The following is a 23,436-nucleotide window of genomic DNA, read 5'->3' on the forward strand; positions in this document are numbered from 1 at the left end:
GGGACAGGAGCTGCAACGCGCCGGAGCGCCGGAACTTGCGGTCCGCTAGGCGAGCGCGGTGGTCACCGGGCCCGAGCGCTGGCGGTCGCGCTCGTAGACGTCGATCGAATCGGCCTGCTGGAGCGTGAGCGCGATGTCGTCGAGCCCTTCGAGGAGACGGTGCTTGATCTGGGGGTCGATGTCGAAGCTCGCGGTGTGGAGACCGGCGTCGGCCTCCCAGCGGACCTCCTGGGCGGCGAGGTCGACCTGGCAGGAACCCGCCTCCGCGATCGCCATGCACTCCGCCTGCGTCAGCTGCACCGGCAGCATGCCGATCTTGGTGCAGTTGGACTTGAAGATGTCGGCGAAGCTCGAGGCGATCACGACCCGGAAGCCGTAGTCCTCGAGCGCCCACGGGGCGTGCTCGCGGCTCGAGCCGCAGCCGAAGTTCCGGCCGGTCACGAGGACCTGGTTCACCGGCAGGTCCCAGCCCGGCTCCTTGGCCCAGTCGTAGAACAGGAACTCGCCGAACCCGGTGCGCTCCACGCGCTTGAGGAACTGCTTGGGGATGATCTGGTCGGTGTCGACGTCGTCGCGCATCAGGACCGACACCGGTCCCGTGATCGTCTCGATGGCCTTCATGTTCTGCGAGTCCTAGTTCCAGTTCCGGATGTCGACGAAGCGGCCCTCGATGGCGGCCGCGGCGGCCATCTCGGGGCTGACGAGGTGCGTGCGGCCGCCGGCGCCCTGCCGGCCCTCGAAGTTGCGGTTCGAGGTCGAGGCGCAGCGCTCGCCCGGCTCGAGCTTGTCGGGGTTCATCGCCAGGCACATGGAGCAGCCGGCGCCGCGCCAGTCGAAGCCGGCGGCGGTGAAGATCTCGTGCAGCCCCTCGGCCTCGGCCTGCGCTTTGACCTGCACCGAGCCCGGGACGACCATCGCGTACACGTCGCTGCTGACCTTCTTGCCCTCGACGATCTTGGCGGCGGCCCGGAGGTCGCCGATGCGCGAGTTCGTGCACGAGCCGATGAACACGCGGTCGAGCTTGATCTCCTCGATCGGCGTGCCCGCCTCCAGGCCCATGTAGACCAGGGCGCGCTCCTCGCCGTCGCTGCCGGGCGTCGGGACCGCCGCGGTCACCGGCGCGACCTGGGCCGGGTTGGTGCCCCAGCTGACCATCGGGCTGATGGCCGACGCGTCGACGACGATCTCCTTGTCGAAGGTCGCGCCCTCCTCGGTGTAGAGCTCGGCCCACGCGGGGTCGACCTCGGCGCCGTGGTCGCGGACCCAGGCCGACGTCGTCTCGTCGGGCGCGATCATGCCCGCGCGCCCGCCGCCCTCGATCGTCATGTTGCAGACGGTCATCCGGCCCTCCATGGACAGGCTCTGGACGGCCGGGCCGGAGAACTCCACGACGTGGCCGGCGGCGCCGTCGACGCCCATCTGGCCGATCGTCGCCAGGATGAGGTCCTTGGCCGTGACGCCGCGACCCAGCTCTCCCTCGTAACGGATCCGCATGGACTTGGGCTTGTTCTGGACGAGGCACTGCGTGGCGAGCACGTGCTCGACCTCGCTGGTGCCGATGCCGAAGGCCAGCGCGCCGAACGCTCCGTGCGTCGCTGTGTGGCTGTCGCCGCAGACGATCGTCATGCCCGGCTGGGTCAGGCCCAGCTCCGGCCCGATCACGTGGACGATGCCCTGATGCTCGGAGCCCAGGCTGTAGATCGGGATGCCGAACTCGGCGCAGTTGCGCTCGAGCGTCTCGACCTGCGTACGGCTGAGCACGTCCTTGATGCGCGCGGCCACCGGCGTGCCGTCGGTCGGCACGTTGTGGTCGGCGGTCGCGACCGTGCGGTCGGGCCGCCGCACCGCGCGGCCGGCGAGGCGCAGACCGTCGAAGGCCTGCGGGCTGGTGACCTCGTGGACGAGGTGCAGGTCGATGTAGATGAGGCCGGAGGCGACTTCGTGCGCCTCCCAGATCTTGTCGAACAGGGACTTAGGCATGTGATGGTCCTTAACTTCTGCGCAGCCCGGCGCTGACGACTGCGAGCAGCACGGCCTCGCCGGGTCCGGGGTTCTCGAAGTGGTGCGCCAGATCGGCGTCGAAGGTCACGGTGTCGCCCGCGGCGAGCTCGTGCTCGCTGCCGTCGATCCGCAGCGTGACGGTGCCGGTCTCGACGACGGCGATCTCGCGGCTGCCGGGCTCGTGCATCGGCGGGTCGCCCTCGCCGCCGGTCGCGGAGCCGGGCGCCAGCACGTGGCGGCTCAGCTCGGCGCGCTGGCCGGGCAGTGGCGGCGTGAGGATCTCGAAGGCGTGGCCGGCGGCGCCCCCGCCGCGGCGGCGCTCGGCGCGACGCACGACGCTGACCGAGCTCTCCTCGTCGAGGCGCAGCAGCTGGCTGAGGCGCAGCTCCAGGCCGGCGGCGATGCGGCTGGCGACGGCGAGCGTCGGGCTCGTCTCGCCGCGCTCGACCTGCGAGAGCATCGGGGCGCTGACGCCGCTGCGCTCCGCGAGGTCGCGCAGCGAGAGGTCCATCGCCTCCCGCAGCGCGCGCACCCGCGGGCCGATGTGGATCTGGTGATCGAGCTGGTCGACGACGGCCATGACGAGGCGCGTACGCTATCACGTACAAGTGTCTGTTGAGTAGCGAGGGGTGTGCGGCGGCGGACGTGGGCGCGCTGCGGGGCCGCCGGCGCGGCCTCGGTGGTTAGCCTGGGCGAGATGGCGGACTCGGCGGTGCTCCGACCCGACGTGCTCGTGCTGGCCGGCGGTGGGATCGTCGGTGAGGCCTGGATGCACGGCGTGCTGGCCGGGCTCGAGGACGGCGGGGACGTCGACTTCCGCGAGGTCGAGGCGTTCGTCGGAACCTCCGCGGGCTCGATCGTGGCGGCGCGGCTGGCGGCCGGGCGCCGCCCGCCGCGGCCCGATGACGGCGCCGAGGAGCCGGCGGACGCGGCGCTCGCGGCCGACGCGGAGGGCAGCGACGGCTCCCCAGGCGCGCTGCGCCTGGTCGCGCGCGAGGCGGCGCGGATCGGCTGGGCCGCGACGGCGCCGGTGACGGGAGTCGCGCTGGCGCTCGGCGCGCCGGCCGGAGGCTTCTTACGGGCCGCGCTCCTGTCCCGCACGGCCGGCGGCGGACGACCGCTGACCGAGCTGCGACGGCGCGTCGATCGCTGGGGTGCGCGCTTCGACGGGCGGTTGCGCGTCTGCACGGTCGATCGCCGAACCGGTCGTCGCGTCGTCTTCGGGGCGCCGGGCGCGCCACCCGCGGAGGTCGCCGACGCGGTCTGCGCCTCCTGCGCGATCCCGTGGGTCTTCTCCCCCGTGCGCATCGGCGACCGCGAGTACGTCGACGGCGGCGCGTGGAGCGTCACCAACCTCGACGCCGCCCGCACGGGCCGCGGAACGCAGGTCCTCTGCCTCGATCCGGCCGCGGCCCTGGGCGGAACCGACCGCCGCACGGCCGCGCTGCGCGCCGCCTTCCGCGTGGCCTCCGAGCTCGAGATCCAGATCCTGCGCCGCCGCGGCACCCACGTCTTGCACGTCGCGCCGGATCCCGCCGCCACCGAGGCGATGGGCGCCAACCTCATGTCGCCGGCCCACGTGGGCGGGGCGCTGGCCGCGGGCTACCGGCAGGGGCTGTCGCTGGCGGGTTAGAGCAGCGACCGCCGCACGCCGTCCTGCTCGAGCTCGACGCCGAGCACCCGCGGGTCGTCGGGGCTCGCCTGGCTCCAGTCCAGGTCCACCGCCACGTGCTGCTCGGAGGGTCCCATGGGGATGCGCACGGTGGCGACGCCGGCGGCGGGCACGGTGTAGCGCCTGCTCCCGACCTGTGCGGTGTGGCTCAACAGCGGCCCGCCCTGGAGACGGACGACCACGGTGCCGGGCCGCGACAGCCAGGTCGAGATGAGCAGCTGCGGCTCGCAGGGGATCGGCGTCTCCGGCGGGTACGGACGGAACGTGACCGGCCGGAGGTAGGTCTGGGGACGCGGGCATGGCGTCTTGACGAGCGCCTCCAGCCGCGGGTGGCCGCGCACGGTGACGAGGCGACCGAGCCTCGGGTGGGCGACGCTCGCGGTCTCGTGGAAGAACGTGAGGTGCGCGACGGGGTCGTTGAGGAACAACGTCGAGGCCGGTGGGCCGCACGCGCGGCTGAAGCGCGTACCGCCGTCGCGCAGGATCGTCCAGCGGCACGAACGCCCCTCGCCCAGCGCGGTCGGCAGCGGCGCGTAGGGCACGAAGTACTGGGTGATGTGCGCGTTGAGATCGTCCAGCACGTAGTAGTTGTCCCGCCGGCCGGTCACCTGGAGCACGGCCACCGGCCCCGTGCTGTGGTGGTCGATCCACGCGAGGTCAGCGGGAAGGCCGGAGCGAACGGCGCGGCTGTAGTCGATCTGCCAGCGCGATTGGGTCGCCGTCTGGCCGGCGAGGACGACGAGCAGGTTGCCGCCCACGACCGCGGCGAGCGCGGCGCGGTCGGCTCGCGGCCGGATCGTCAGCCACGCCAGGCCCACGACGCAGAGCAGCACGGCCACGATGGTCACCGAGGCGCCCTCCGGGATCCCGGGCAGCACGTCGCGCAGGCGCTCGGTCGTCGCGAACACGGCCCCCTCCTCGAGCCGGGCGCCGACCTCCGGCGTCAGCGCGAGCAGCAGGCTGAGCAGGGCCGTCGCCACGAGCGTGGTGCGCGTCACGAGCGCGGGCCGGGTGAGCGCCACGACGCAGAACAGCAGCAGCAGCGGCGCCGCGTAGCTCATGTAGCGCTGGATCGGCCACGGAACCTGCGAGCCACTGAGGTAGCAGCCGTTCTGCACCGCCAGCACCGCGACGGCGGGCACCAACACGGCGAGCAGCGGCCCGATCGCCGGGTCACGCCACGCAGCGCGCCGCGTGGCCAGCACCGCCAGGAGCGCCAGCGGCAGGAACCCGCACATCGCCGCGAGCTGCAGCAGCTCGAGCCCCGTGCCCCGCAGCACGCCGGTCACGCTGGGACGGAAGCGGAAGATTCCTGAGTATCCGCCGGTGAACGTGGCGGGCGCGAGGAGCACGGCGAGCGCTCCCAGCGCGAGGACGCCGCCGATCACCGCCAGCGGGAGGCCGTGGGACCGCAGGCGCGCGCGCCAACCGGCGCCGGCGCGGACGACGTCGGCGGTCAGCGCCAGCACCACGATCGGCACGAGCACGACGAGCTGCATGCGGGCCCACGCGCCGAGGAGCGCGAAGGCGAGCGCCAGCCACACGAGCCGCGATGCGCCGGGGCGGCGCAGCGCCTGAGCGGTCGACGCCAGGCAGGCGGTGGCCAGCGGCAGCGCCACGCTCTCGGTGAGCAGGCTCTGCGCCGTGGCCATCCAGGTACCGGCGAGCGCCAGCGCGACGGTCAACAACGCGAGCGGACGACCCAGCAGCTCGCGCGCAAGCAGCCAGATCGGCACGGACACCAGGCAGGCGAAGGCCACCGTCTCGACCTTGGCCAGTTGGTACGCGCCGACGCCCGAGGCCAGCCACCAGCACGGCGTGATCAGGTAGACGTACAGCGCCGACCGGAGCGACACGTCCCCGCCGCGCCACGTGAGCCCGTCGCCGCCGGCGAGCGAGCGAGCGAGGTGCTGGTAGAACGACTCGTCGGGCTGGAAGATCGGCACCGGCTGGGCCAGCGCCAGCGCGATGTAGGCCGCCCCGAACGGCACGACCACCGCGACCCACGGCATCCGTGCCGCCACGCTGCGCAGCCGCACCGCCCGCCGAGGCCCTCGCGCCGGCGCGCCCACGGGCGGAAGCGCGGGTGCGGGCCTCGTGCTCGCCATGGCGGCGACGCTAGATCGCGCGCGGGCCCTGCGCCACAGCCAACTGGCTGCGGCCCGCTGCTCTCGCGGCCGGCTACCCGCTGCGCGCGCGCAGCACCGTCAGCGCGACCGACGCGCAGTCCTGGCGGCCCGCGACGCTGAGGTGCAGCGTGGTGCGCGACCGTGGCTTGAGCCGCAGCCGGGCGCGGCCGTCGCTCTTGGTCTGCGCCGAGGCGAGCGTGCGGCGCTTCGTGCCGTAGTACGCCCGCACCCGCGCGCGGCTGAGCGGCTTGCGGCGGACCGCGACGCTGACCGTCACGGTCGTCACGCGACCGACCCGGATGCGCCGCACCGACGGCTGCACCGTGCAGGCGCGAGCCGGCGGGTTGGGCGCCACCTTCGGCGACACGCCGTCGGCGGCGCCGATGTTGGCGGGCACCGACGTTCCCGGGGCGATCGGCGTCAGGCCGGGACGGCTCCCCGCCGCATCCGCGTCCGACGCGCCCGCGGGCGCGACCGGCACGGTCTCGGGCTGCGGCTGCTGGGTCGGCGGCACGGGCGCGGGCGGCACGGTCGTCGCGGCATCGGCCAGGCCGGCGACGTAGTCGGGCCCGAGCGGGCCGTTCCACAGGCGGACGAGGTCGACGTCGCCGGTCAGCGACAGCGCGCATGTGCCCTGGTAGGTCCCGAAGTAGCTGTCGGACGAGGTCAACGCATAGGCGATGGTCAGCGGCGCAGGGTGCGGGTCGCCGACCGGGCGGCCGTCGACGTAGAGGCGCAGCGCGCGACCGTCGAAGACGCCGGCGAGGTGATGCCAGCCGCCGTTCCACACGTCGGCGGGCGCCGCGGCCGCGGAGATCTGGTATTGCCGTCCGTCGAAGACGTAGAACGCGATCCCGCCGTCGGCGCCCGTGTAGAGGCCGTAGGAGGCGGCGATGCAGCCCTCGGCGCCGTGGGACACGACGTAGCGGAAGCGCCCCGGGCTCCCGCCCGCGCGCACGACCGCCTCGAGCGTGAGCGTCTGCTGTGCGAGCTCGCCCGCCGGCGGAAGGCGCACGAAGCTGCGGCCGTCGAAGTGCAGCGCGCCACCGGCGATCCCGGCGATGCGCTTGGGATCCGCGGTGTCGGCGCCGTCGGCGCTCCCGAGGCGGCCGTCGAGGCCGAACGGGCCGTCGTCGACCGCCCGCTGGCCCGAGCCCTCCTCGAAGCGCCATTGGCCAACGACCGAGCTGTCGGCGTGCGCCGCGGCGCTCGCGCCCAACCATGTTCCCAACACCATCAACAACGCGGCACCTGCCGCCCTGCTGCGTCGCCTACGTCCGTGTCCCACGCCTGCTCCCGTCGTCGCGCGGCCCGAAACGGTACCGGGTGCCCCGGAGGACTCAACCGCCGCGGCCGATCCCGGACGAACGTCGTATGCCGGACATCCCCACTGATGTGGTGGACGGCCGCGCGGTCAGCGCGACGCCGCGCCGAACCGCGCGACCACGCCGGCGAGGATCCGCGCGAGCGTCCCGAGCTCGGTCACCGACACGCGCTCGTCGACCGCGTGGGCCAGCTCGATCCCGTTCGTCCCGAGCATCACCGTGGGGATGCCCGCCGCGCACCAACGTGTCGCGGGGCGCCTCCTCCCCCGGGTACGCGTCGTGGGCCCGCAGTCCCCGCAGGTCGTAGGACACCAACTCGGCCCGCAGGCCCAGCGCCTCGGCGAGATCGCCGAGGCGTTCCAGCGCGCCGCGCTCGTCGCCCGTGACGCTGGGGACCCGGACCAGCTCGGCGGCCGTCCGCGCGACGGCGTCCGCGGCGAGCAGGTCCGGCGTCCCCATCAGCCGTCTACGGCGTCTGCGCGAGCTCGGCTTCGGAGAGCACCGCGCGCGCCCGCCGGACCGCGTTGCCGAGGGCGCGCACGTAGGCGATCGCCGCGGCCTCGATGATGTCGGTCGCCACGGCCTGCCCGGCGCCCGTCACGCGGGCGCCCGTCAGGACCCCCGGCGTGTCGGTCTTGACGGCGTCCTCGGGCGAGCCGAGCTCAACGACGACGCTGACCTCGCCCAGCGCGTCCTGGCCGCCGGTGACGGCGTCGACGCGGAACTCGCGCAGGCGCGCGTCGATCCCCGTGGCGCTGTTGATCGCACGGAAGATCGCGTCGACCGGACCGTCGCCGGTGAACGACCCCTCGACGACCGTGTCGGCGGGCGTGCGGACCGCGACCGTCGCGTGCGGCGGGCGGCGGTTGGACGCCTCGACCTCGAACCACTCGAGCGAGTAGCCCTGGACGTCCTCGCGCAGCTCGTCGGTGACGAGCGCCTCGAGATCCATCGCCGTGACCTGCTTCTTGCGGTCGGCGACCTCCTTGAAGCGCTCGAAGGCCTGCTTGAGCTGGGCGCCGTCGACCGTGTAGCCCAGGTCCTCCAGCGCCTGGCGCAGCGCGGCGCGGCCGGAGTGCTTGCCCAGCACGAGCGAGTTGGCGTCCAGCCCGACAGACCGGGCGTCCATGATCTCGTAGGTCGAGCGCTCCTTCAGGACGCCGTCCTGGTGGATCCCCGACTCGTGCGCGAAGGCGTTGCGCCCGACGATCGCCTTGTTGGGCTGCACCGCGTAGCCGGTGAGGCGCGAGACCAGGCGGCTCGTGCGCGCGATCTCGGTGGTGACCGCGCCGGTCGTGTAGCCGAGGTGGGCGCGGCGCGTGTGCAGGAGCATGATCAGCTCCTCCAGCGCGGCGTTGCCGGCGCGCTCGCCGATCCCGTTGACCGCGCACTCGATCTGCCGCGCGCCGGCTTGCACGCCCGCGATCGAGTTGGCGACCGCCAGCCCCAGGTCGTCGTGGCAGTGCGTGGACAGCACGACGCCGCGCAGCGCGGGGACCAGCTCGTAGAGCCGCGTCAGGAACGCGGCGTACTCGTCGGGCGTCGCGTAGCCGACTGTGTCGGCGATGTTGATGGTGGTCGCGCCCTCGTCGAGGGCGATCTGCACGACCTCGGCGGTGAACTCGATGTCGGACCGCGTCGCGTCCATCGGCGAGTACTCGACGTCGTCGCAGAGCGCCTTGGCCTGCGCGACCGACGCGCGAGCCAGCCCCTTGACGTCCTCGCGCGTGGACTGCAGCTGATGCTCGATGTGGATGTCGGACGTCGACAGGAAGGTGTGGATCCGAGGTCGCTCGCTCTCGCGGATCGCCTCCCATGCACGGTCGATGTCGGCGGCGTTGGCGCGGGCCAGCGCGCAGATGACCGGGCCATTGACGTCGCGGGCGATCGTGCGGACGGCGTCGAAGTCGCCGGGCGAGGCGATCGGGAACCCGGCCTCGATGACGTCGACGCCGAGGCGCGAGAGCTGCTGAGCGATCTCGAGCTTCTCCGCCGTGTTCAGCGAGATGCCCGGCGACTGCTCGCCGTCGCGAAGGGTGGTGTCGAACAGCAGGACGCGGTTCGGGTCTTCGGGGATCAGCGACATGTGGTTCTTCTCCGTTGGTGTTCGGCTCGGGTGCTTCGACTCTCAGTGGTTCGCGGCTTCTGGCGGCCGCCACGCGCAGCTCATCCCCCTAGCGGGGGAGGAGCAGAAGAAGTCTAAGGTCGAGCAGGAGGTACGACATGTCCTGCTTGCGAGCGTAGCAGCCGGTGCCTACGGGACCAACACCACCTTGCCCACGTTCTCGCGTGCGGCGAGGATGCGGTGCGCCTCGGGCGCCTGGTCGAACGGGACCGCGGCGTGCACGACCGGCGCGACGGCCCCGTCGGCCAGGGCCTCGGCGAGCGGCCCGATCCAGGGCTGCAGCGTGCCGCGGTCGTCCCAGAGGCGCAGCATGTTGAGCCCGATGATCGTCTTGGACTCGCCCATCTGCTTGATGAGGTTGAACCCACGGAACATGCGCGCGGCCTGCGGCAGCACCCGGCGCAGCGAGCGCGTCTCCCCTTCGTGGATGGACGACGCGCCGTAGGCGATCAGCCGGCCGCCGGGGCGCAGCAGGGCGTAGGAGCGCGCGAAGGACTGCCCGCCGATCGGGTCCAGGATGACGTCGTAGCTCGGCAGATCGCGGTGCCACCCCGAGCGCCGGTAGTCGATGGCGTGGTCCAGGCCCAGCTCGGCCAGCCGCGCGTGCTTGCCCGGCGAGGCGGTGCCGTGGACCTCGGCGCCGTGGCGGCCCGCGAGCTGCAGCGCCGCGATCCCCACGCCGCCCGCCGCGGCGTGCACCAGCACGCGCTCGCCGGGCTGCAGCGAGCCGAAGCCCAGCAGCGCTGCCCACGCAGTGGCGTAGTTGACGGGGATCGCGGCGCCCTGCTCGAAGCTGAGGCGGTCGGGCAGCGCGATGGCGTCGTCGACGGCGATGACCACCTGCTCGGCGTAGCCGCCGAAGCGCGTGCCGGCCATGACCCGCTCGCCGACGCGGCCCGCGTCGACGCCCTCCCCCACCGCGGCGATCTCCCCGGCCACCTCGTAGCCGACGACGCTCGGCAGCGGCGGCGCGTCGTCGTAGAGCCCGACGCGGGCCAGCGTGTCGGCGAAGTTCACGCCCGCGGCCCGCACCGCCACGGCGACCTGCCCCGGGCCCGGCGGCGCCGGGTCGGGTCGCTGCTGCACCTGCAGGACCGATGGGTCCCCGTGCTTGGTGATGACGACGGCGCGCATGGCGCGCGACACTAGCCGAGTTGTGGCGAGCGCCTACCCGCGGGCGGTGGCCTCGGCCAGCTCCCTGCCGATGTCGGCGGGCTCCACACCCGCGATCCGCATCTCCCGCCGCGAGCGCGCGCGCTGGATCGCGACGTTGACCGCCATGAGGCCGAGGACCACGATCAGCAGGATCGTGGCCAGCACGTTGACCTCGGCCGGCACGCCCTGGCGGGTCGCGCCGAAGATGTAGAGCGGGAACGTCTGGGTCTGGCCGGCGTTGAAGCTGGTGATGACGTAGTCGTCGATCGATATCGCGGCGGCCAGCAGCGCGGCCGAGGCGACGCCCGGGGCGATGAGCGGCAGTGTCACCTTGCGAAACGTCGTCCACTCGTTGGCGCCGAGGTCCATCGCGGCTTCCTCGATGTGGCGATCCATGCCCTCCAGCCGCGCGCGGATGGTCACGACGACGTAGGAGATGGTGAACATCACGTGCGCGATGACGATCGTCACGAAGCCGGTGTTGACGTTCAGCGTCAGGAACAGCGCCAGCAGCGCTGCGCCCAGCACCACTTCGGGCGTCGCGAGCGGCAGGAACACGAACATGTCGGTGGCCGACCGACCGCGGAAGCCGTAGCGGACCAGCGCCATCGCCATGAACGTGCCGAGCGTGACCGCGATGAGCGTCGAGATCACGGCGATCGACACCGAGTTCTGCAGCGCCTGCGCCAGGTCGCTGTCGGCGAATGGATGATTCCAGTGGCGCAGCGTGAAGCCCTGCCAGGTGAAGTTGAACCGGCCCTTGTTGTCGTTGAACGAAAACAGGACGACGATGAAGACCGGGATGAACAGGTACAGGAGGGTCAGGCCCGCCCAGACGCCGAGCCCCCAGGTGCGGATCCGGTCGCGCCTGGTCACCCTGCCGACTCCATCAGGTTCCGGGCGCCGAGCACCCGGGCGTAGAGGAAGATCCCGATGAGGATCATGGACATCAGCAAGAACGACAGCGCCGCCGCCGTCGGATAGTCCAGGATGTTGAGGAACTTGCTCTGGATGACGTTGCCGATCATGTGCTGGTTCGGGGTACCGAGCAGCGCGGCGTTGATGAAGTCGCCGGAGGCCGGGATGAACGTCAGCAGCGAGCCCGCGAAGATCCCCGGGATCGCGAGCGGCAGCGTCACCTTGCGAAACGCCGTCGCGCGGCTGGCGTACAGGTCGGTGGCCGCCTCGAGCAGACGGCGGTCGATCTTCTCCAGCGACACGTAGAGCGGTAGGGCCATGAAGGGCAGGAAGTTGTACGTGATCCCGGCGATCACGGCGGGCGTCGTGGCCAGCAGCCGGCCGTCGCTCGACAGCAGGCCGACCGAGCGCAGCGTGTCGGCGACCCAGCCGTCGTCGGCGAGGATGAGCTGCCACGACACCGTCCGCAGCACGTACGAGACGAAGAACGGCAGCACCACCAGCAGGAGCAGCAGGTTCTTGTAGCGCCCGGCCTTGTAGGCGATGAAGTACGCCAGCGGAAAGGCCATGATCAGGCACAGCACCGTCGCGATCCCGGCGTACAGCAGAGAGCGCAGGAACTGCGTGTGGTATTCCGAGATCGCGTCGGTGTAGGTCGCGAAGTGCCACGCGAACGAGTACCCCGTCTCGGGGTTGCCCGTCTGCAGCGACACGTTGGCCTGGTTGGCCAGCGGGATCAGGAAGAACAGGATCAGCCACGCCAGGCCCGGCGCGAGGTACAGATAGGGCAGCAGCGCCCGCCGGCGCTTGAGGCTCAGGCGCAGCAAGCCTGCCTCAGCCTCCGGTGACCTTGGCCATGGCGTCCTGCATGGTCCGCTCGTCGGCCGGCGACAGCGCTGGGTAGGACTTCAGGCGCGAGCGGACGGCGTCGTCGGGGAAGATCAGCGGGTTGCGCGCCAGCTTGGGATCCGTCTTGGCCAGCACCTCCTGAACCCCGTCGACGGGCGTGATGTAGTTCACGTAGGCGGCGATCTTGGCGGCCACCTCGGGCTCGTAGACGTAGTTCATCATCGTCTCGGCCGCGTACGGGTGCGCGACGCCCTTGGGCATCATCATGTTGTCGGTGAACAGCATGGAGCCCTCCTTCGGGAAGACGAACTCCAGGTCCGGGTTGTCGGCCTGGAGCTGCACGAGGTCACCGGAGTAGGCGACCGCGAGCCAGACGTTGCCCTTGGACAGGTCGGTCGCGTAGTCGTTGCCCGTGAAGCGCCGGATCTGGCCGCTCGACTTGGCCTGGTCGATCTTGTCGATGGCCTTCAGGATGTCGTCGATCTTGGCCGTCGACGGGTCGATGCCCATACCGCAGAGCACCAGGCACGCCGAGTCGTAGGGCTCCTGCAGCATCGTCACCCGGCCCTTGAACGCGGGGTCGAAGAGATCGTTGACGCTCTCGATCTTGCGCCCGGTCTTCTTGCGGTTGTAGCCGATGCCGGTGCCGCCGGACTGCCACGGCAGCGTGTAGGTGCGCTGCGGGTCGTAGTTGATCGACTTCAGGTTGGCGACCAGGTTCCTGGCGTTCGGGACATTCTTCTTGTCGATCGGCTCGACGTACCCGTTGCGCACCCAGCGTGCGGCCATGAAGTCGGTCAGCGTGACGATGTCGCGATCGATCGACTCGCCGCGCGTGAGCTGCTGGCGGACCTTGCCGAAGAACTCGTAGTTGTCGTTGATGTCCTCCAGGTACTTCGTCGTCCCGCCGTACTGCTTGTCGAAGTCCTTGATGACCTTCTTGTCGATGTAGAGCGGCCAGTTCGAGAACGTCAGCTGCCCGATGGCGGTCTTCGGATGGTTCACTGCGGCGGGCTTGGGCGTGCCCTTGGGCGCGTTGGCGCTCTCGCCCTTGACGCCGCCACAGGCGGCCAGCACCGAGGACAGGCCCGCGGCGGCGAGCCCGGCGGAGCCGGCGCGGCCGAGGAACCTCCGGCGCGAGACGCCGCCCTCGAGAAACAGCCTCTCGAGCGCGCGCTCGACTGACGGATCGGTCATTCCTGGGGACTCCTCTTGACGACGAACGTGTGCATGGGCTCCCACGTCAGGAGCACATCCTGGCCTGGCCCGAAGGCCGATGAATCGGAGCCGGACCGGTTCTGGGCGAACACGGTCAGCTCCTCCCCGCCCGCTGCGCGGACGAGGTACTGGACTGAGACACCGAGGAAGGCGCCGACGGTGACGGTGCCGCGCAGGACGTTGCGCCCGGCCGGCACCTCGGTGCCTGCGGCGACGAGATCGATCTTCTCGGGCCGCACCCCGACCCGGACGGCGTCCGCCGCATCCTGTCCCAGGCGCCCGGACGGCACAAGCAGGCGCGCGCCGTCGTGGGTGACGACCGTGCACAGGTCGCCGGCCCGCTCGCTGAGCTTCGCATCGACGAGGTTGGACACTCCGAGGAACCGCGCCACGAACTCCGTGTCCGGCGTCTCGTAGAGCTCCACCGGGCTGCCGGCCTGCTCGATCCGTCCCTCGTTCATCACCGCGATGGTGTCGGCCATGCTCATGGCCTCCTCCTGATCGTGCGTGACGTGGACGAACGTGATCCCGACCTCGCGCTGGATGCGCTTGAGCTCGATCTGCAGCTGGCGGCGCAGGCGCAGGTCCAGCGCGCCGAGCGGCTCGTCGAGCAGCAGGGCCCGCGGATGGTTGACCAGGGCGCGGGCGAGCGCGACGCGCTGCTGCTGGCCGCCGGAGAGCTGGGCGGGCTTGCGCTTGGCCAGTGGCCCGAGCTGCACCAGCTCGAGCGTCTCGCCGACGCGCCGGCGCACCTCGGCCTTGCTGACCTTGCGCCGCTCGAGCCCGAAGGCGACGTTGCGCTCCACGCTGAGATGCGGGAACAGCGCGTAGGACTGGAAGACCGTGTTGACGTCCCGGCGGTAGGGCGGCAGGTTCGTCACGGCGTCGCCGCCGAGGTAGATCGTCCCGGCGCTGGGGTCCTCGAACCCGCCGATCATCCTCAGCGTGGTGGTCTTGCCGCAGCCGGACGGGCCCAGCAGGGCGTAGAAGGCGCCGCGCTCGATCGAGAGCGTGAGGTCGTCGACGGCGACCGTGTCGCCGAAGCGCTTCGTGACGCCCTCCAGCCGGATGTCGGTCTCGGACGACGCGGCGACGTCGACCGGATCCTCCGGCAGAGCGGCGATCGGTGTCCCCTCCATGTGCCCCTCCTCTGTGGACTGCACCACTCCGGCCAACACTAGGCAGAGCTGCAGACGCGCGTCAACGGGCTTTGAGCCGCCAGGGTGTACGGCCCGGACCCACTGTTGGCCAATGCGGAGTAGACGATAGCCACATCGGCGCCCCGGTTCCGACACGGAGTACCTTGCACGGCGTGCCCCCGAGGAGCACCGGACTCGCCGGCGCCGACGCCCAGGACGACTTCCTCCGCGCCCGCCGCAGGCTGGCCGTCTCGCGCCTGCGCCGCTGGCTGCGCCGCGAGCCGGGCGAGGTCGACCACATCCTGCCGTTCGACGAGGTCGTCTCCGCGCTGGGACGCCTGCAGGAGCGCGACGCCGGGACCCGCGTCGTGCCGCTGGACGCGGTCGTCGGCACCGTGGACCGCACGCGCGGCTTCGACCGCCACTTCCGCCCGACCACGCCGGAGGTCCGGGCGCGCTGGGAGCGCATCGCCACCGCGATGCGTCGCGGCGAGGAGATGCCGCCGGTCGACCTGTACAAGGTCGGCGAGGCCTACTTCGTCAAGGACGGCCACCATCGCGTGTCGGTGTCGCGGGCGCTGGGCTTCGACGTCATCGACGCCCACGTGACCGAGGTGGTCACCCGGATCGGAGCCGCCCGCGACCTCCAGATCGGCGACCTCCCGCTCAAGAGCCACGAGCGCGTGTTCTTCGAGCGCATCCCGCTGCCGGCCGACGCCCGCGCGCGCGTCGCGACGAGCGACCCTTGGGCGCTGGCGCAGCTGGCCGAGAACGTCGAGGCGTGGGGCTGGCGCTGGACGCAGGAGCATGAACGCATGATGGACCGCAAGGAGCTCGCCACGCGCTGGTACGAGGAGGAGTACGTGCCGGTCGTGACGCTGCTGCGCGACGCGGGCATGCTCGGCCGGGGCACGGAGGCCGACGCCTACCTGCGCGTCGGGTCCGATCGCTACCGCCTGCTGCGCACGCACGAGTGGAGCGAGGACGTCCTCGCCCGCCTGCGCGCGGGGCAGGGCTGAGGCTCCGGGCCGGACGCTAGGGGTGCCGTAGGCGGCCAGCGAGGCCGAGGCCCACGACGGCCAGCCGTCGCCGCCGGAGGTGGGTCCCCAGTCGCGATAGCGACACAGTCTCCTACGCGGTGGGCGCCGCCGCGGGCGCCGACGTCGCCTCGGCGCGGATCGCGCGCCCGTCCTCGGGGTCAAACAGCTGGATGCGGCTGCTGTCCATCCAGAGCTTGGCCGGCGAGCCATGGGCGATCGAGGTCTCGGCGTCGAGCCGGGCGACCGCGCGGCCGCCCGTGTCGGGCAGGTCCGCAGCGCCGGTGTCGGCCGCCAGGTCGGCCAGCTCGTCGTGGGTGACGTCGCCGCCCTCGTAGGCGAAGTAGGCGTACACCTCGGAGCCCATCGACTCGGTGACCTCGATCGGCGCGTCGAACGTGACGCCGTGCACCGACTGGTCGCCGACCAGCGTCGCGTCCTCGAAGTGCTCGGGTCGGATGCCCACGATGATGTCGCCGCGGATCCCGCCGGACTCCAGCGCGCGCCGGTGCGCGTCGTCGAGCGGGACGTCGACGAACGGCAGCCTGAGGTGGTCGCCCTCGACGGTGCCCAGGAAGAAGTTCATCGACGGCGAGCCGATGAACCCGGCGACGAACAGGTTGTCGGGGCGCTCGTAGAGGTTCTTGGGGGTGTCGACCTGCTGCAGGATGCCCGCGCGCATGACCGCGACCCGGTCGCCGAGCGTCATCGCCTCGGTCTGGTCGTGCGTCACGTAGATCGTCGTGGTCTCCAGCCGCGACTGGATCCGCGAGACCTCCGTGCGCATCTGCACACGGAGCTTGGCGTCGAGGTTCGACAGCGGCTCGTCCATCAGGAAGACCGAGGGGCTGCGGACGATCGCGCGGCCCATGGCGACGCGCTGGCGCTGGCCGCCGGAGAGGTTGGCCGGCTTGCGGTCCAGGTGCTGCTCGAGGTCGAGGATCTTCGCGGTGTCGGCGACGCGCCGGTCGATCTCCTCCTGCGGGAGCTTGGCGAGCTTGAGCGGGAAGGCCATGTTCTCGCCGACCGTCATGTGCGGGTACAGCGCGTAGCTCTGGAACACCATCGCGATGTCGCGGTCCTTCGGCGCGCGGTCGTTGACGACCGCGCCGTCGATGAGCAGCCGCCCGTCGGTGATGTCCTCCAGGCCGGCGATCATCCGCAGCGCGGTCGACTTGCCGCACCCCGACGGGCCGACCAGGATGAGGAACTCGGCGTCGGCGACCTCGAGGTCGAGGTGCTTGACGGCCTCGTACCCGTCGTCGTAGCGCTTGGTGATGTCGTCGAGCGTGATGGTGGCCATGGAGTGCTCCTTTCAGCCCTTGACCGCGCCGGCGGTGAGACCCGCCACGATGCGCCGTTGGAAGAGGAGGACCATCACCACGATCGGGATGGTCACGATGATCGCCGCCGCGGCGATGGCCCCGGTCGGAGCCGTGAACTGCGAGACGCCGGTGAACGACTGGATCGCCGGCGGGACCGTCTGCGCGCGCGTCGTGGACGTGAGCGACAGCGCGAAGATGAAGTCGTTCCACGCGTAGATGAACACGAGGATCGCCGTGGTGAACACGCCCGGCGCGGCGAGCGGCAGGATGACCTTGCGAAACGCCTGCAGCGGCGTGGCCCCGTCCATCTGCGCCGCCTGCTCGAGCTCCCACGGGATCTCGCGGAAGAACGCGCTGAGCACGAAGATCGCCAGCGGCAGCGTGAACGTCATGTAGGGGATGATCAGCCCGGGCCACGTGTCGTACAGGCCGAGGGTGCGCCACATGTTGTAGAGCGGGCCGACGATCGACACCGGCGGGAACATCGCGATGGCCAGCGAGGCGCCGAGGATCACGCGCTTGCCCGGGAACTCGAGCCGCGCGATCGCGTAGGCCGCCATGGACGCGAGGGCGACGGCGATCACCGTGGAGATCAGCGCGATGCCGATCGAGTTGCGCAGCGCGGCGGTGAAGATGTTCTCGTCGAAGATGCTGCTGTAGTTGTCGAAGGAGAACGCCTTGGGGATCAGCCGGCCGTCGTTGACCGAGGCCGGGTCCTTCAGCGACAGCGACAGCAGCCACAGCACCGGGAACAGCGCCGCCACGACGATGATCACCTCCGCGCCGGCCCAGCCGAACAGGCGCTGGCGGTCGACGCTCATCCCCCGCCTCCCCGCTGGCTGAGGTTCGCGCCGAGGAACCGCACGTAGGCCGCGGCGATCAGGAGCACGCAGACGAAGACCAGGACGCTGACCGCCGAGCCGAGCCCGAGGTTCAGACGCGTCAGCAGCGTGTTGTAGCCGAGCTGGCTGACCGTCTCCAGCGAGCGGTTGGAGCCGTTGGACAGCACCTGCACCGTGTCGAAGATCCGGAACGCGTCCAGGGTGCGGAAGAGCAGCGCGACCAGGATCGTCGGCTTCATCAGCGGCACCGTGATCTTCCAGAACCGCTGCCAGGCGCTGGCGCCGTCGACCTTGGCGGCCTCGTGCAGGTCGTCGGGGACGAGGGCCAGGCCGGCGAGCAGCAGCAGCGCCATGAACGGCGTGGTCTTCCACGCCTCGGCGAGGATCGCCGTGAGGTAGGTCGACCAGGTCGTGATCAGCGGGTCATTCTGGAGGTGCAGGACCGCGGGGACGAAGCCGCCGTCGGCCTTGGAGAACGCGAGCCGCCAGGCGAACGCCGCGACGACGGTGACGATGCCGTACGGGACCAGCGCCGACGTGCGGATCAGGCCGCGGCCGAAGATCGCGCGGTGCATGGCCAGCGCGAGCAGCATGCCGAGGACGAGCTCGATGCTCACCGACAGGGCGGTCAGCACCACGGTGTGGAAGAGGTCCTTCCACCACAGGTTGGCCGACAGGACCGTGACGTAGTTGTCGAGCCCGATCCAGGCGCTGCGGTCGGGGAAGCGCAGGTCGCTGCGATGCAGCGACAGCCAGACCGCGTAGAGGATCGGGTAGCCGGTGACCGCCAGCATCACGACCGCGGCGGGCGCGCAGAGCATCCACGCCAACTTGCGCTCGGCCTTCGTGCGGTTGCTCAGCTTGGCCTTGACCGGCCTGCCGGATTCGGCGGCCTGGACTTCGGCGCTGCCGGCGGCGGTGGCCGAGGTGCTCACAGCAGCCCCTTCGAGTCGAGGGCGTTGTGCAGGCGCTGGGTCAGCTTGGAGAGCGCCGGCTCGGGGTCGGCCTTGCTGGCGGGCGACAGCGTCGTGTAGACGGCCAGCGAGACGTCGGCGTAGAGCGGGGTGACGGGCCGGACGCCGGCGTCGTCGATCTGCTTGCGGACGAGGTCCGCGAAGGGGTAGCTCTTCTTGAACTTCGGGTCGTCGTAGACCTTCGCCAGGGTCGGGGGCAGGCTGTCGAGCTGCGCGTACAGGCGCTCGGGCTGCTCGCTCGACAGGCACGTCGCGGCGTCGAACGCCTGCTTGGCGTGCTTGGTGTGCGAGCCGACGCCCCAGTTGAAGCCGCCGATCGGCGCCTTCGCCGAGCCGCCCTCCTGCACCGAGGGGTACGGCGCCCAGGCGATGTCGTCCTTCAGGGTGGGCACGGTGGTGTTGCTCTGCGCCGAGGCGTAGACGAAGGGGTAGTTGATCTCGAATGCCGTGCCGGTGGGCACCTCGAACGCCTGGCGCGCCTGATCCTCCTTGGCGGCGGGCAGCGTCGGGTTGGCGGCCGGGCTGGAGGCGAGCTGGTGCATGATGTCGATGGCCTTCAGGCCCGGCGCGCCGAGGCCGACGCCGCCCTTGGAGTTCAGGATCGACCCGCCCGCGCTCTGGATGACCGAGTTGAACCACACGGTCGTCCCCTCGTACTGGGCGTTGGTGTAGGCGATGGTCGTCTTGAGCTTCACCGCCTCGGAGATCAGCTGCGACCATGTCGTGGGCACCGCGCCCTTGACCTGGCTCTTGCGGTACCAGAGCAGCTGCGTGTTGGAGTTGCCCGGCGCCGCGTACAGGCGGTTCTGGTAGGTCGCGGTCTTCAGCGGGCCGGCGAGCCGGTCGCGCTTGAGCTCCTGCGCCTGGGCGGCGGGGAACGGGAGGATCCACTTGGCCTCGGCGAACTCGGCGGTCCACACGACGTCCATGGCCATCAGGTCGATCGAGCTGTCGCCCGCGGCGAGGCGCCGGACGAGCGACTGGCGCTGCGTGTCGGCGTCGGTGCCCAGCAGGTTGACCTTGATGTCGTACTCGCCCTTGGACTGCTGCGAGCAGTAGGCCGCCGCCTTCTGGAACGAGCCGCCCGGCTGGTTGCCCGCCCACCAGTTCAGCGTGACGGTCCCGGAGGAGCTGCCGCCGCCTCCGCACGCGGCGACGAGGGCGGCCGTCGCCAGGAGTCCGAGTGCCGTGATGACCCGACTCGTCATCGCGTCAGGTTCGGTACCCGGACCGGGCGCCGACGAACCGGAGGTCGCCGACGTCTTTTCGGTGCGCCGGTGCGCGGACGGCGGACGAGGTCTCCCCCGGCCCGCCGCCCGCGACCGAGGAGACTGTGTCGCTATCGCGACTGGGGACCCACCTCCGGCGGCGACGGCTGGCCGTCGTGGGCCTCGGCCTCGCTGGCCGCCTACGGCACCCCTAGAGCGTGATCGCCCGACCGCTGGTGAAGCCGTCGCCGGCGACCACGCCGTCGACCACCTCGCCGGGGACCGCGCCGTCGGTGGTGACGACCATCACGGCCTCGTGGTCGGCGTCGGCGTCATCGGCCTGGCGGCCGACCGCGGCGGAGACGATGTTGACGCCGGCCTCGCCGAAGGCGGTGCCGATGCGCCCGATCATGCCCGGCCGGTCGGCGTAGCGGAACACCGCGAGGTGCTCGTCGAGCTGGACGTCGAACCGCTGGCCCCACGCCTCGAGGAGGTGCGGGCGGTTCAGTCGGCCGAACGTCGTGCCGACGACGCGCTCACGGCGGTCACCCGCGACGACGGTCACGCGGACGAGGTTCTCGAAGTCGCGCGCGGTGGCGTTCTTGGTCTCGACGAGCTCGATGCCGCGCTCCTCGGCGACCGCCGGCGCGTTGACCGCGTTGATGTCCTCCTCGGTGTGGCCGTGCAGCACGCCGAGCAGCGTCGCGGTCGCCAGCGGGCGCGTGTCGCGCCCGGCGATCCGCCCCAGCAGCTCGACCTCGACGCGGTCCACCGACGAGCCCTCGGCCAGCGCCATGGCCAGGCGGCCGAGGTGCGAGCAGAGCGGGACGTAGGGCCCGAGGACCTCCAGGTCCTCCGCCTTGATCGCCGGCACGTTGACCGCGGTGGTCACCGCGCCGCCGGTGAGCGCCGCGACGACCTGCTCGGCGGCCTGGAAGCCGGCGCGGTCGGTCGCCTCGGCGGTCGACGCGCCGAGGTGCGGCGTGACGATGACGTTGGGGCGGCCGAAGAGCGGGCTCTCGGTCAGCGGCTCGGAGCGGAAGACGTCCAGCGCGGCGGCGCCGACCTTGCCGGAGTCCAGCGCGGCGATGAGGTCGTCCTCGACGATGAGCGGCCCGCGCGCGACGTTCAGCACGCGCACGCCGTCCTTGCACTTGGCGAGCGCCTCGGCGTCCAGCCAGCCCTCGGTCTCGGGCGTCTTGGGCAGGTGCAGCGTCAGGAAGTCGGCGACGTCGTAGACGCCGTCGGAGTCGTCGGCCTTGACGACGCCGAGCTCCTTGTAGCGCTCGGCCGACACGAACGGGTCGAACGCGACGATGCGCATGCCGAAGCCCTTGGCGCGCGCGGCGACGAGCTGGCCGATGCGGCCGAAGCCGAGGATCCCGAGCGTCTTGCCCTCGAGCTCGATGCCCGACCACTTCGAGCGCTCCCACTTGCCCTGGGTCAGCGCGGCGTGGGCCTGCGGCACATTGCGGGCCAGGGCCAGCAGCAACGCCATCGTGTGCTCCGCGGCGGTGACGACGTTGGACTCGGGCGCGTTGGCCACGATGATCCCGCGCTTGGTCGCGGCGGGGACGTCCACGTTGTCGACGCCGACCCCGGCGCGGCCGATGGCCTTCAGGTTGGTCGCCTGCTCGAGGACGTCGGCGGTGACCTTGGTCGCCGAGCGGATCAGCAGCCCGTCGTAGTCGCCGATGCGCGCCGCGAAGTCGAAGCCGTCGTCGTCGAAGGCGGTGTCGACGTCGAAGTGCTGCCGGAGCAGGTCGATGCCGCTGGCGCCGATCTTCTCGGCCACCAGGACGCGGGTCATGACTGCTCCTCCACGACGAAGTCGATGCACCGCGTCAGCGCCCGCACGTCGTCGGGCTCGATCGCGGGGAACATCCCGATCCGCAGCTGGTTGCGGCCGAGCTTGCGGTAGGGCTCGGTGTCGACGATGCCGTTGGCGCGCAGCGTCGCGGCGACCTTCGCCGCGTCGACGGCCTCGGCGAAGTCGATCGTGCCGACGACCAGCGAGCGCTTGGCCCGGTCGGCGACGAACGGCGTGGCGAACTCCGAGGCCTCCGCCCACTCGTACAGCGCGGTCGACGACTCGGTGCTGCGACCGACCGCGAAGTCCAGGCCGCCGTTGCCGTTGAACCACTCGAGCTGCGCGTCGAGCAGGATCAGCGTGGCGAGCGCGGGCGTGTTGTAGGTCTGGTCCTTGAGCGAGTTGTCCAGCGCCGTCGCCAGCGACAGGAACTCGGGGATCCAGCGATCCTCGCGCGCGGGGATCTCGGCGATGCGCTCCTGCGCCGCCGGGCTCAGCAGCGCCAGCCACAGGCCGCCGTCGGCGGCGAAGGACTTCTGCGGGGCGAAGTAGTACACGTCGCTCTGCGCGATGTCGACCGGCAGGCCGCCGGCGCCCGACGTGGCGTCGATCAGCACCAGCGCGCCGGAATCGGCCCCCACCCGGGTGACCGGCACCATGACGCCGGTCGAGGTCTCGTTGTGGGCCCACGCCACGGCGTCGACGCCGGCCTCGAAGGTCGGCGCGGGCGCGTCGCCCGGGTCGCTCTTGACCACGATCGGGTCGGCAAGGAACGGCGCGCCGGCGGCCACGCTCGCGAACTTGTTGGAGAACTCGCCGAAGCTGAGGTGCAGCGAGCGCTCGCGGATCAGGCCGGCCGCGGCGGCGTCCCAGAAGGCGGTCGTCCCGCCGTTGCCGAGCGCCACGACGTACCCGTCGGGCAGGGAGAAGAGCTCGCTCAGGCCGCCGCGCACGCGGGCGACCAGGTCCTTGACCGGCTTCTGGCGGTGGGAGGTGCCCAGCAGGTGGGCGTCCTCGGTGGCCAGCTTGGCGATCTGCTCAGGCCGGATCTTCGACGGGCCGCAGCCGAAGCGGCCGTCTGCGGGCTTGAGCTCTTCCGGGATGGTGAGCGTGGTCGCGCTCGTCGTCATGGGGCTCCTCGTGGTCTCCGTTGAGTGCCCAGGCGCGCGGCGTTCGTGTCCGCCGCTCCCCGGTGGTGACCCACCTCGAGGCGCCAGTTGCGACGGCCCCGAGGACGATAGCGGACGGCGCGCGCCGGGCCGGCGCGCGCTGCCCGAAGCGACTAGAACTCGGTCTGGATCCAGTCCATGTGCGAGCGCAGGTCCTTGCCGACGTGCTCGACCTGCGAGTCGGCCTGCTCGGCGCGCATGCGCTTGAAGCTCTCCTGGCCGGCGCGGTTCTCGGCGATCCACTCGCGCGCGAACGTGCCGTCCTGGATCTCGCCCAGGATCTTCTTCATCTCGGCGCGGGTGTCGTCGTTGACGACGCGCGGGCCACGGGTGTAGTCGCCGTACTCGGCCGTGTTGGAGATCGAGTAGCGCATGCCCGAGAGGCCCTTCTCGTACATCAGGTCCACGATCAGCTTGAGCTCGTGGAGGCACTCGAAGTAGGCCATCTGCGGGTCGTAGCCGGCCTCGACCAGCGTGTCGAAGCCCGCCTGCACCAGCGCGCTGGCGCCGCCGCAGAGCACGGCCTGCTCGCCGAAGAGA

20 protein-coding genes, 1 pseudogene and 1 riboswitch are annotated in these 23,436 nt (G+C 71.5%); of the genes and pseudogenes, 2 read left to right on the forward strand and 19 right to left on the reverse strand.

Annotation, left to right across the window (positions count from 1 at the left end):
* Positions 1-45: 45 nt before the first annotated feature.
* The 3 genes from leuD to VK501_RS13095 are packed head-to-tail and all read right to left on the reverse strand — an operon-like array spanning position 46 to position 2,581.
* Complete coding sequence (gene leuD / locus VK501_RS13085) at positions 46-621, reverse strand: 3-isopropylmalate dehydratase small subunit (protein ID WP_324337969.1); 576 nt, start codon at positions 619-621, stop codon at positions 46-48.
* 12 nt (positions 622-633) lie between these two features.
* Complete coding sequence (gene leuC, locus VK501_RS13090; protein ID WP_324337970.1) at positions 634-1,980, reverse strand: 3-isopropylmalate dehydratase large subunit; 1,347 nt, start codon at positions 1,978-1,980, stop codon at positions 634-636.
* A gap of 10 nt (positions 1,981-1,990) precedes the next feature.
* The gene (locus VK501_RS13095; protein WP_324337972.1) at positions 1,991-2,581 is read right to left on the reverse strand and encodes an XRE family transcriptional regulator; all 591 of its coding nucleotides are present in this window, start codon (positions 2,579-2,581) and stop codon (positions 1,991-1,993) included.
* A gap of 117 nt (positions 2,582-2,698) precedes the next feature.
* Here VK501_RS13095 and VK501_RS13100 point away from each other — a divergent pair, with 117 nt between their 5' ends.
* Positions 2,699-3,634, forward strand: coding sequence for a patatin-like phospholipase family protein (locus VK501_RS13100; protein WP_324337974.1), 936 nt, complete (start codon positions 2,699-2,701; stop codon positions 3,632-3,634).
* Here VK501_RS13100 and VK501_RS13105 read toward each other — a convergent pair.
* From VK501_RS13105 to VK501_RS13145, 9 genes are all read right to left on the reverse strand, one after another.
* A complete protein-coding gene (locus VK501_RS13105; RefSeq protein ID WP_324337976.1) occupies positions 3,631-5,712 on the reverse strand; it encodes a hypothetical protein in 2,082 nt (693 codons plus the stop codon). The genes VK501_RS13100 and VK501_RS13105 overlap by 4 nt on opposite strands.
* A 142-nt stretch (positions 5,713-5,854) precedes the next feature.
* Positions 5,855-7,039: a LamG domain-containing protein gene (locus VK501_RS13110; protein ID WP_324337978.1), complete on the reverse strand. Its 1,185-nt coding sequence runs from the start codon at positions 7,037-7,039 to the stop codon at positions 5,855-5,857.
* A 177-nt stretch (positions 7,040-7,216) separates the two neighbouring features.
* The gene (locus VK501_RS13115; protein WP_324337980.1) at positions 7,217-7,342 is read right to left on the reverse strand and encodes a hypothetical protein; all 126 of its coding nucleotides are present in this window, start codon (positions 7,340-7,342) and stop codon (positions 7,217-7,219) included.
* Positions 7,343-7,593: 251 nt separating this feature from the next.
* A complete protein-coding gene (locus tag VK501_RS13120) occupies positions 7,594-9,213 on the reverse strand; it encodes a 2-isopropylmalate synthase (protein WP_324337982.1) in 1,620 nt (539 codons plus the stop codon).
* 168 nt (positions 9,214-9,381) lie between these two features.
* The gene (locus VK501_RS13125; RefSeq protein WP_324337984.1) at positions 9,382-10,386 is read right to left on the reverse strand and encodes a zinc-binding dehydrogenase; all 1,005 of its coding nucleotides are present in this window, start codon (positions 10,384-10,386) and stop codon (positions 9,382-9,384) included.
* 33 nt (positions 10,387-10,419) lie between these two features.
* Positions 10,420-11,283 (reverse strand): ABC transporter permease, encoded by an 864-nt coding sequence (locus VK501_RS13130; RefSeq protein ID WP_324337986.1) that lies wholly within the window; start codon positions 11,281-11,283, stop codon positions 10,420-10,422.
* Positions 11,280-12,149: an ABC transporter permease gene (locus VK501_RS13135; protein ID WP_349261010.1), complete on the reverse strand. Its 870-nt coding sequence runs from the start codon at positions 12,147-12,149 to the stop codon at positions 11,280-11,282. The genes VK501_RS13130 and VK501_RS13135 overlap by 4 nt, the downstream gene beginning before the upstream one ends.
* A gap of 10 nt (positions 12,150-12,159) precedes the next feature.
* Positions 12,160-13,371 (reverse strand): spermidine/putrescine ABC transporter substrate-binding protein, encoded by a 1,212-nt coding sequence (locus VK501_RS13140; protein WP_324337992.1) that lies wholly within the window; start codon positions 13,369-13,371, stop codon positions 12,160-12,162.
* Positions 13,368-14,531: an ABC transporter ATP-binding protein gene (locus VK501_RS13145; RefSeq protein ID WP_324337994.1), complete on the reverse strand. Its 1,164-nt coding sequence runs from the start codon at positions 14,529-14,531 to the stop codon at positions 13,368-13,370. Before VK501_RS13145 ends, VK501_RS13140 begins: the two co-directional genes overlap by 4 nt.
* Positions 14,532-14,704: 173 nt before the next feature.
* Here VK501_RS13145 and VK501_RS13150 point away from each other — a divergent pair, with 173 nt between their 5' ends.
* The gene (locus tag VK501_RS13150; RefSeq protein WP_324337996.1) at positions 14,705-15,550 is read left to right on the forward strand and encodes a hypothetical protein; all 846 of its coding nucleotides are present in this window, start codon (positions 14,705-14,707) and stop codon (positions 15,548-15,550) included.
* Positions 15,551-15,662: 112 nt separating this feature from the next.
* On the opposite strand, the gene VK501_RS13155 is transcribed toward VK501_RS13150, so the two are convergent.
* From VK501_RS13155 to VK501_RS13185, 7 genes and pseudogenes are all read right to left on the reverse strand, one after another.
* Positions 15,663-16,871, reverse strand: a complete 1,209-nt coding sequence (locus tag VK501_RS13155) for a sn-glycerol-3-phosphate ABC transporter ATP-binding protein UgpC (RefSeq protein ID WP_324337998.1) — start codon at positions 16,869-16,871, stop codon at positions 15,663-15,665.
* A 12-nt stretch (positions 16,872-16,883) separates the two neighbouring features.
* On the reverse strand, positions 16,884-17,714 hold the full coding sequence (locus tag VK501_RS13160; RefSeq protein ID WP_324338000.1) for a carbohydrate ABC transporter permease: 831 nt from the start codon (positions 17,712-17,714) through the stop codon (positions 16,884-16,886).
* Positions 17,711-18,595, reverse strand: a complete 885-nt coding sequence (locus VK501_RS13165; protein ID WP_349261011.1) for a sugar ABC transporter permease — start codon at positions 18,593-18,595, stop codon at positions 17,711-17,713. The genes VK501_RS13160 and VK501_RS13165 overlap by 4 nt, the downstream gene beginning before the upstream one ends.
* 71 nt (positions 18,596-18,666) lie before the next feature.
* On the reverse strand, positions 18,667-19,917 hold the full coding sequence (locus VK501_RS13170) for an extracellular solute-binding protein (protein WP_324338004.1): 1,251 nt from the start codon (positions 19,915-19,917) through the stop codon (positions 18,667-18,669).
* 211 nt (positions 19,918-20,128) lie between these two features.
* Positions 20,129-21,727, reverse strand: a complete 1,599-nt coding sequence (gene serA / locus VK501_RS13175) for a phosphoglycerate dehydrogenase (protein WP_324338006.1) — start codon at positions 21,725-21,727, stop codon at positions 20,129-20,131.
* Positions 21,724-22,857: a phosphoserine transaminase gene (serC, locus tag VK501_RS13180; RefSeq protein WP_324338008.1), complete on the reverse strand. Its 1,134-nt coding sequence runs from the start codon at positions 22,855-22,857 to the stop codon at positions 21,724-21,726. Before serC ends, serA begins: the two co-directional genes overlap by 4 nt.
* Positions 22,858-22,876: 19 nt before the next feature.
* Positions 22,877-22,958: riboswitch (ZMP/ZTP riboswitch) on the reverse strand.
* Positions 22,959-23,009: 51 nt separating this feature from the next.
* A pseudogene (locus tag VK501_RS13185) lies at positions 23,010-23,436 on the reverse strand (ketol-acid reductoisomerase); the annotation flags it as partial.

It is taken from the genome of Baekduia sp. (assembly GCF_035318805.1).
GTDB lineage: Bacteria > Actinomycetota > Thermoleophilia > Solirubrobacterales > Solirubrobacteraceae > Baekduia.

Excerpts from the sequence above, each read along its gene's own strand:
- leuD (WP_324337969.1), bottom strand. The coding sequence starts at position 621 with ATGAAGGCCATCGAGACGATCACGGGACCGGTGTCGGTCCTGATGCGC.
- leuC (WP_324337970.1), bottom strand. The coding sequence starts at position 1,980 with ATGCCTAAGTCCCTGTTCGACAAGATCTGGGAGGCGCACGAAGTCGCC.
- VK501_RS13095 (WP_324337972.1), bottom strand. The coding sequence starts at position 2,581 with ATGGCCGTCGTCGACCAGCTCGATCACCAGATCCACATCGGCCCGCGG.
- VK501_RS13100 (WP_324337974.1), top strand. The coding sequence starts at position 2,699 with ATGGCGGACTCGGCGGTGCTCCGACCCGACGTGCTCGTGCTGGCCGGC.
- VK501_RS13110 (WP_324337978.1), bottom strand. The coding sequence starts at position 7,039 with ATGGTGTTGGGAACATGGTTGGGCGCGAGCGCCGCGGCGCACGCCGAC.
- VK501_RS13115 (WP_324337980.1), bottom strand. The coding sequence starts at position 7,342 with ATGCTCGGGACGAACGGGATCGAGCTGGCCCACGCGGTCGACGAGCGC.
- VK501_RS13120 (WP_324337982.1), bottom strand. The coding sequence starts at position 9,213 with ATGTCGCTGATCCCCGAAGACCCGAACCGCGTCCTGCTGTTCGACACC.
- VK501_RS13125 (WP_324337984.1), bottom strand. The coding sequence starts at position 10,386 with ATGCGCGCCGTCGTCATCACCAAGCACGGGGACCCATCGGTCCTGCAG.
- VK501_RS13140 (WP_324337992.1), bottom strand. The coding sequence starts at position 13,371 with ATGACCGATCCGTCAGTCGAGCGCGCGCTCGAGAGGCTGTTTCTCGAG.
- VK501_RS13145 (WP_324337994.1), bottom strand. The coding sequence starts at position 14,531 with ATGGAGGGGACACCGATCGCCGCTCTGCCGGAGGATCCGGTCGACGTC.
- VK501_RS13155 (WP_324337998.1), bottom strand. The coding sequence starts at position 16,871 with ATGGCCACCATCACGCTCGACGACATCACCAAGCGCTACGACGACGGG.
- VK501_RS13160 (WP_324338000.1), bottom strand. The coding sequence starts at position 17,714 with ATGAGCGTCGACCGCCAGCGCCTGTTCGGCTGGGCCGGCGCGGAGGTG.
- VK501_RS13170 (WP_324338004.1), bottom strand. The coding sequence starts at position 19,917 with ATGACGAGTCGGGTCATCACGGCACTCGGACTCCTGGCGACGGCCGCC.
- serA (WP_324338006.1), bottom strand. The coding sequence starts at position 21,727 with ATGACCCGCGTCCTGGTGGCCGAGAAGATCGGCGCCAGCGGCATCGAC.
- serC (WP_324338008.1), bottom strand. The coding sequence starts at position 22,857 with ATGACGACGAGCGCGACCACGCTCACCATCCCGGAAGAGCTCAAGCCC.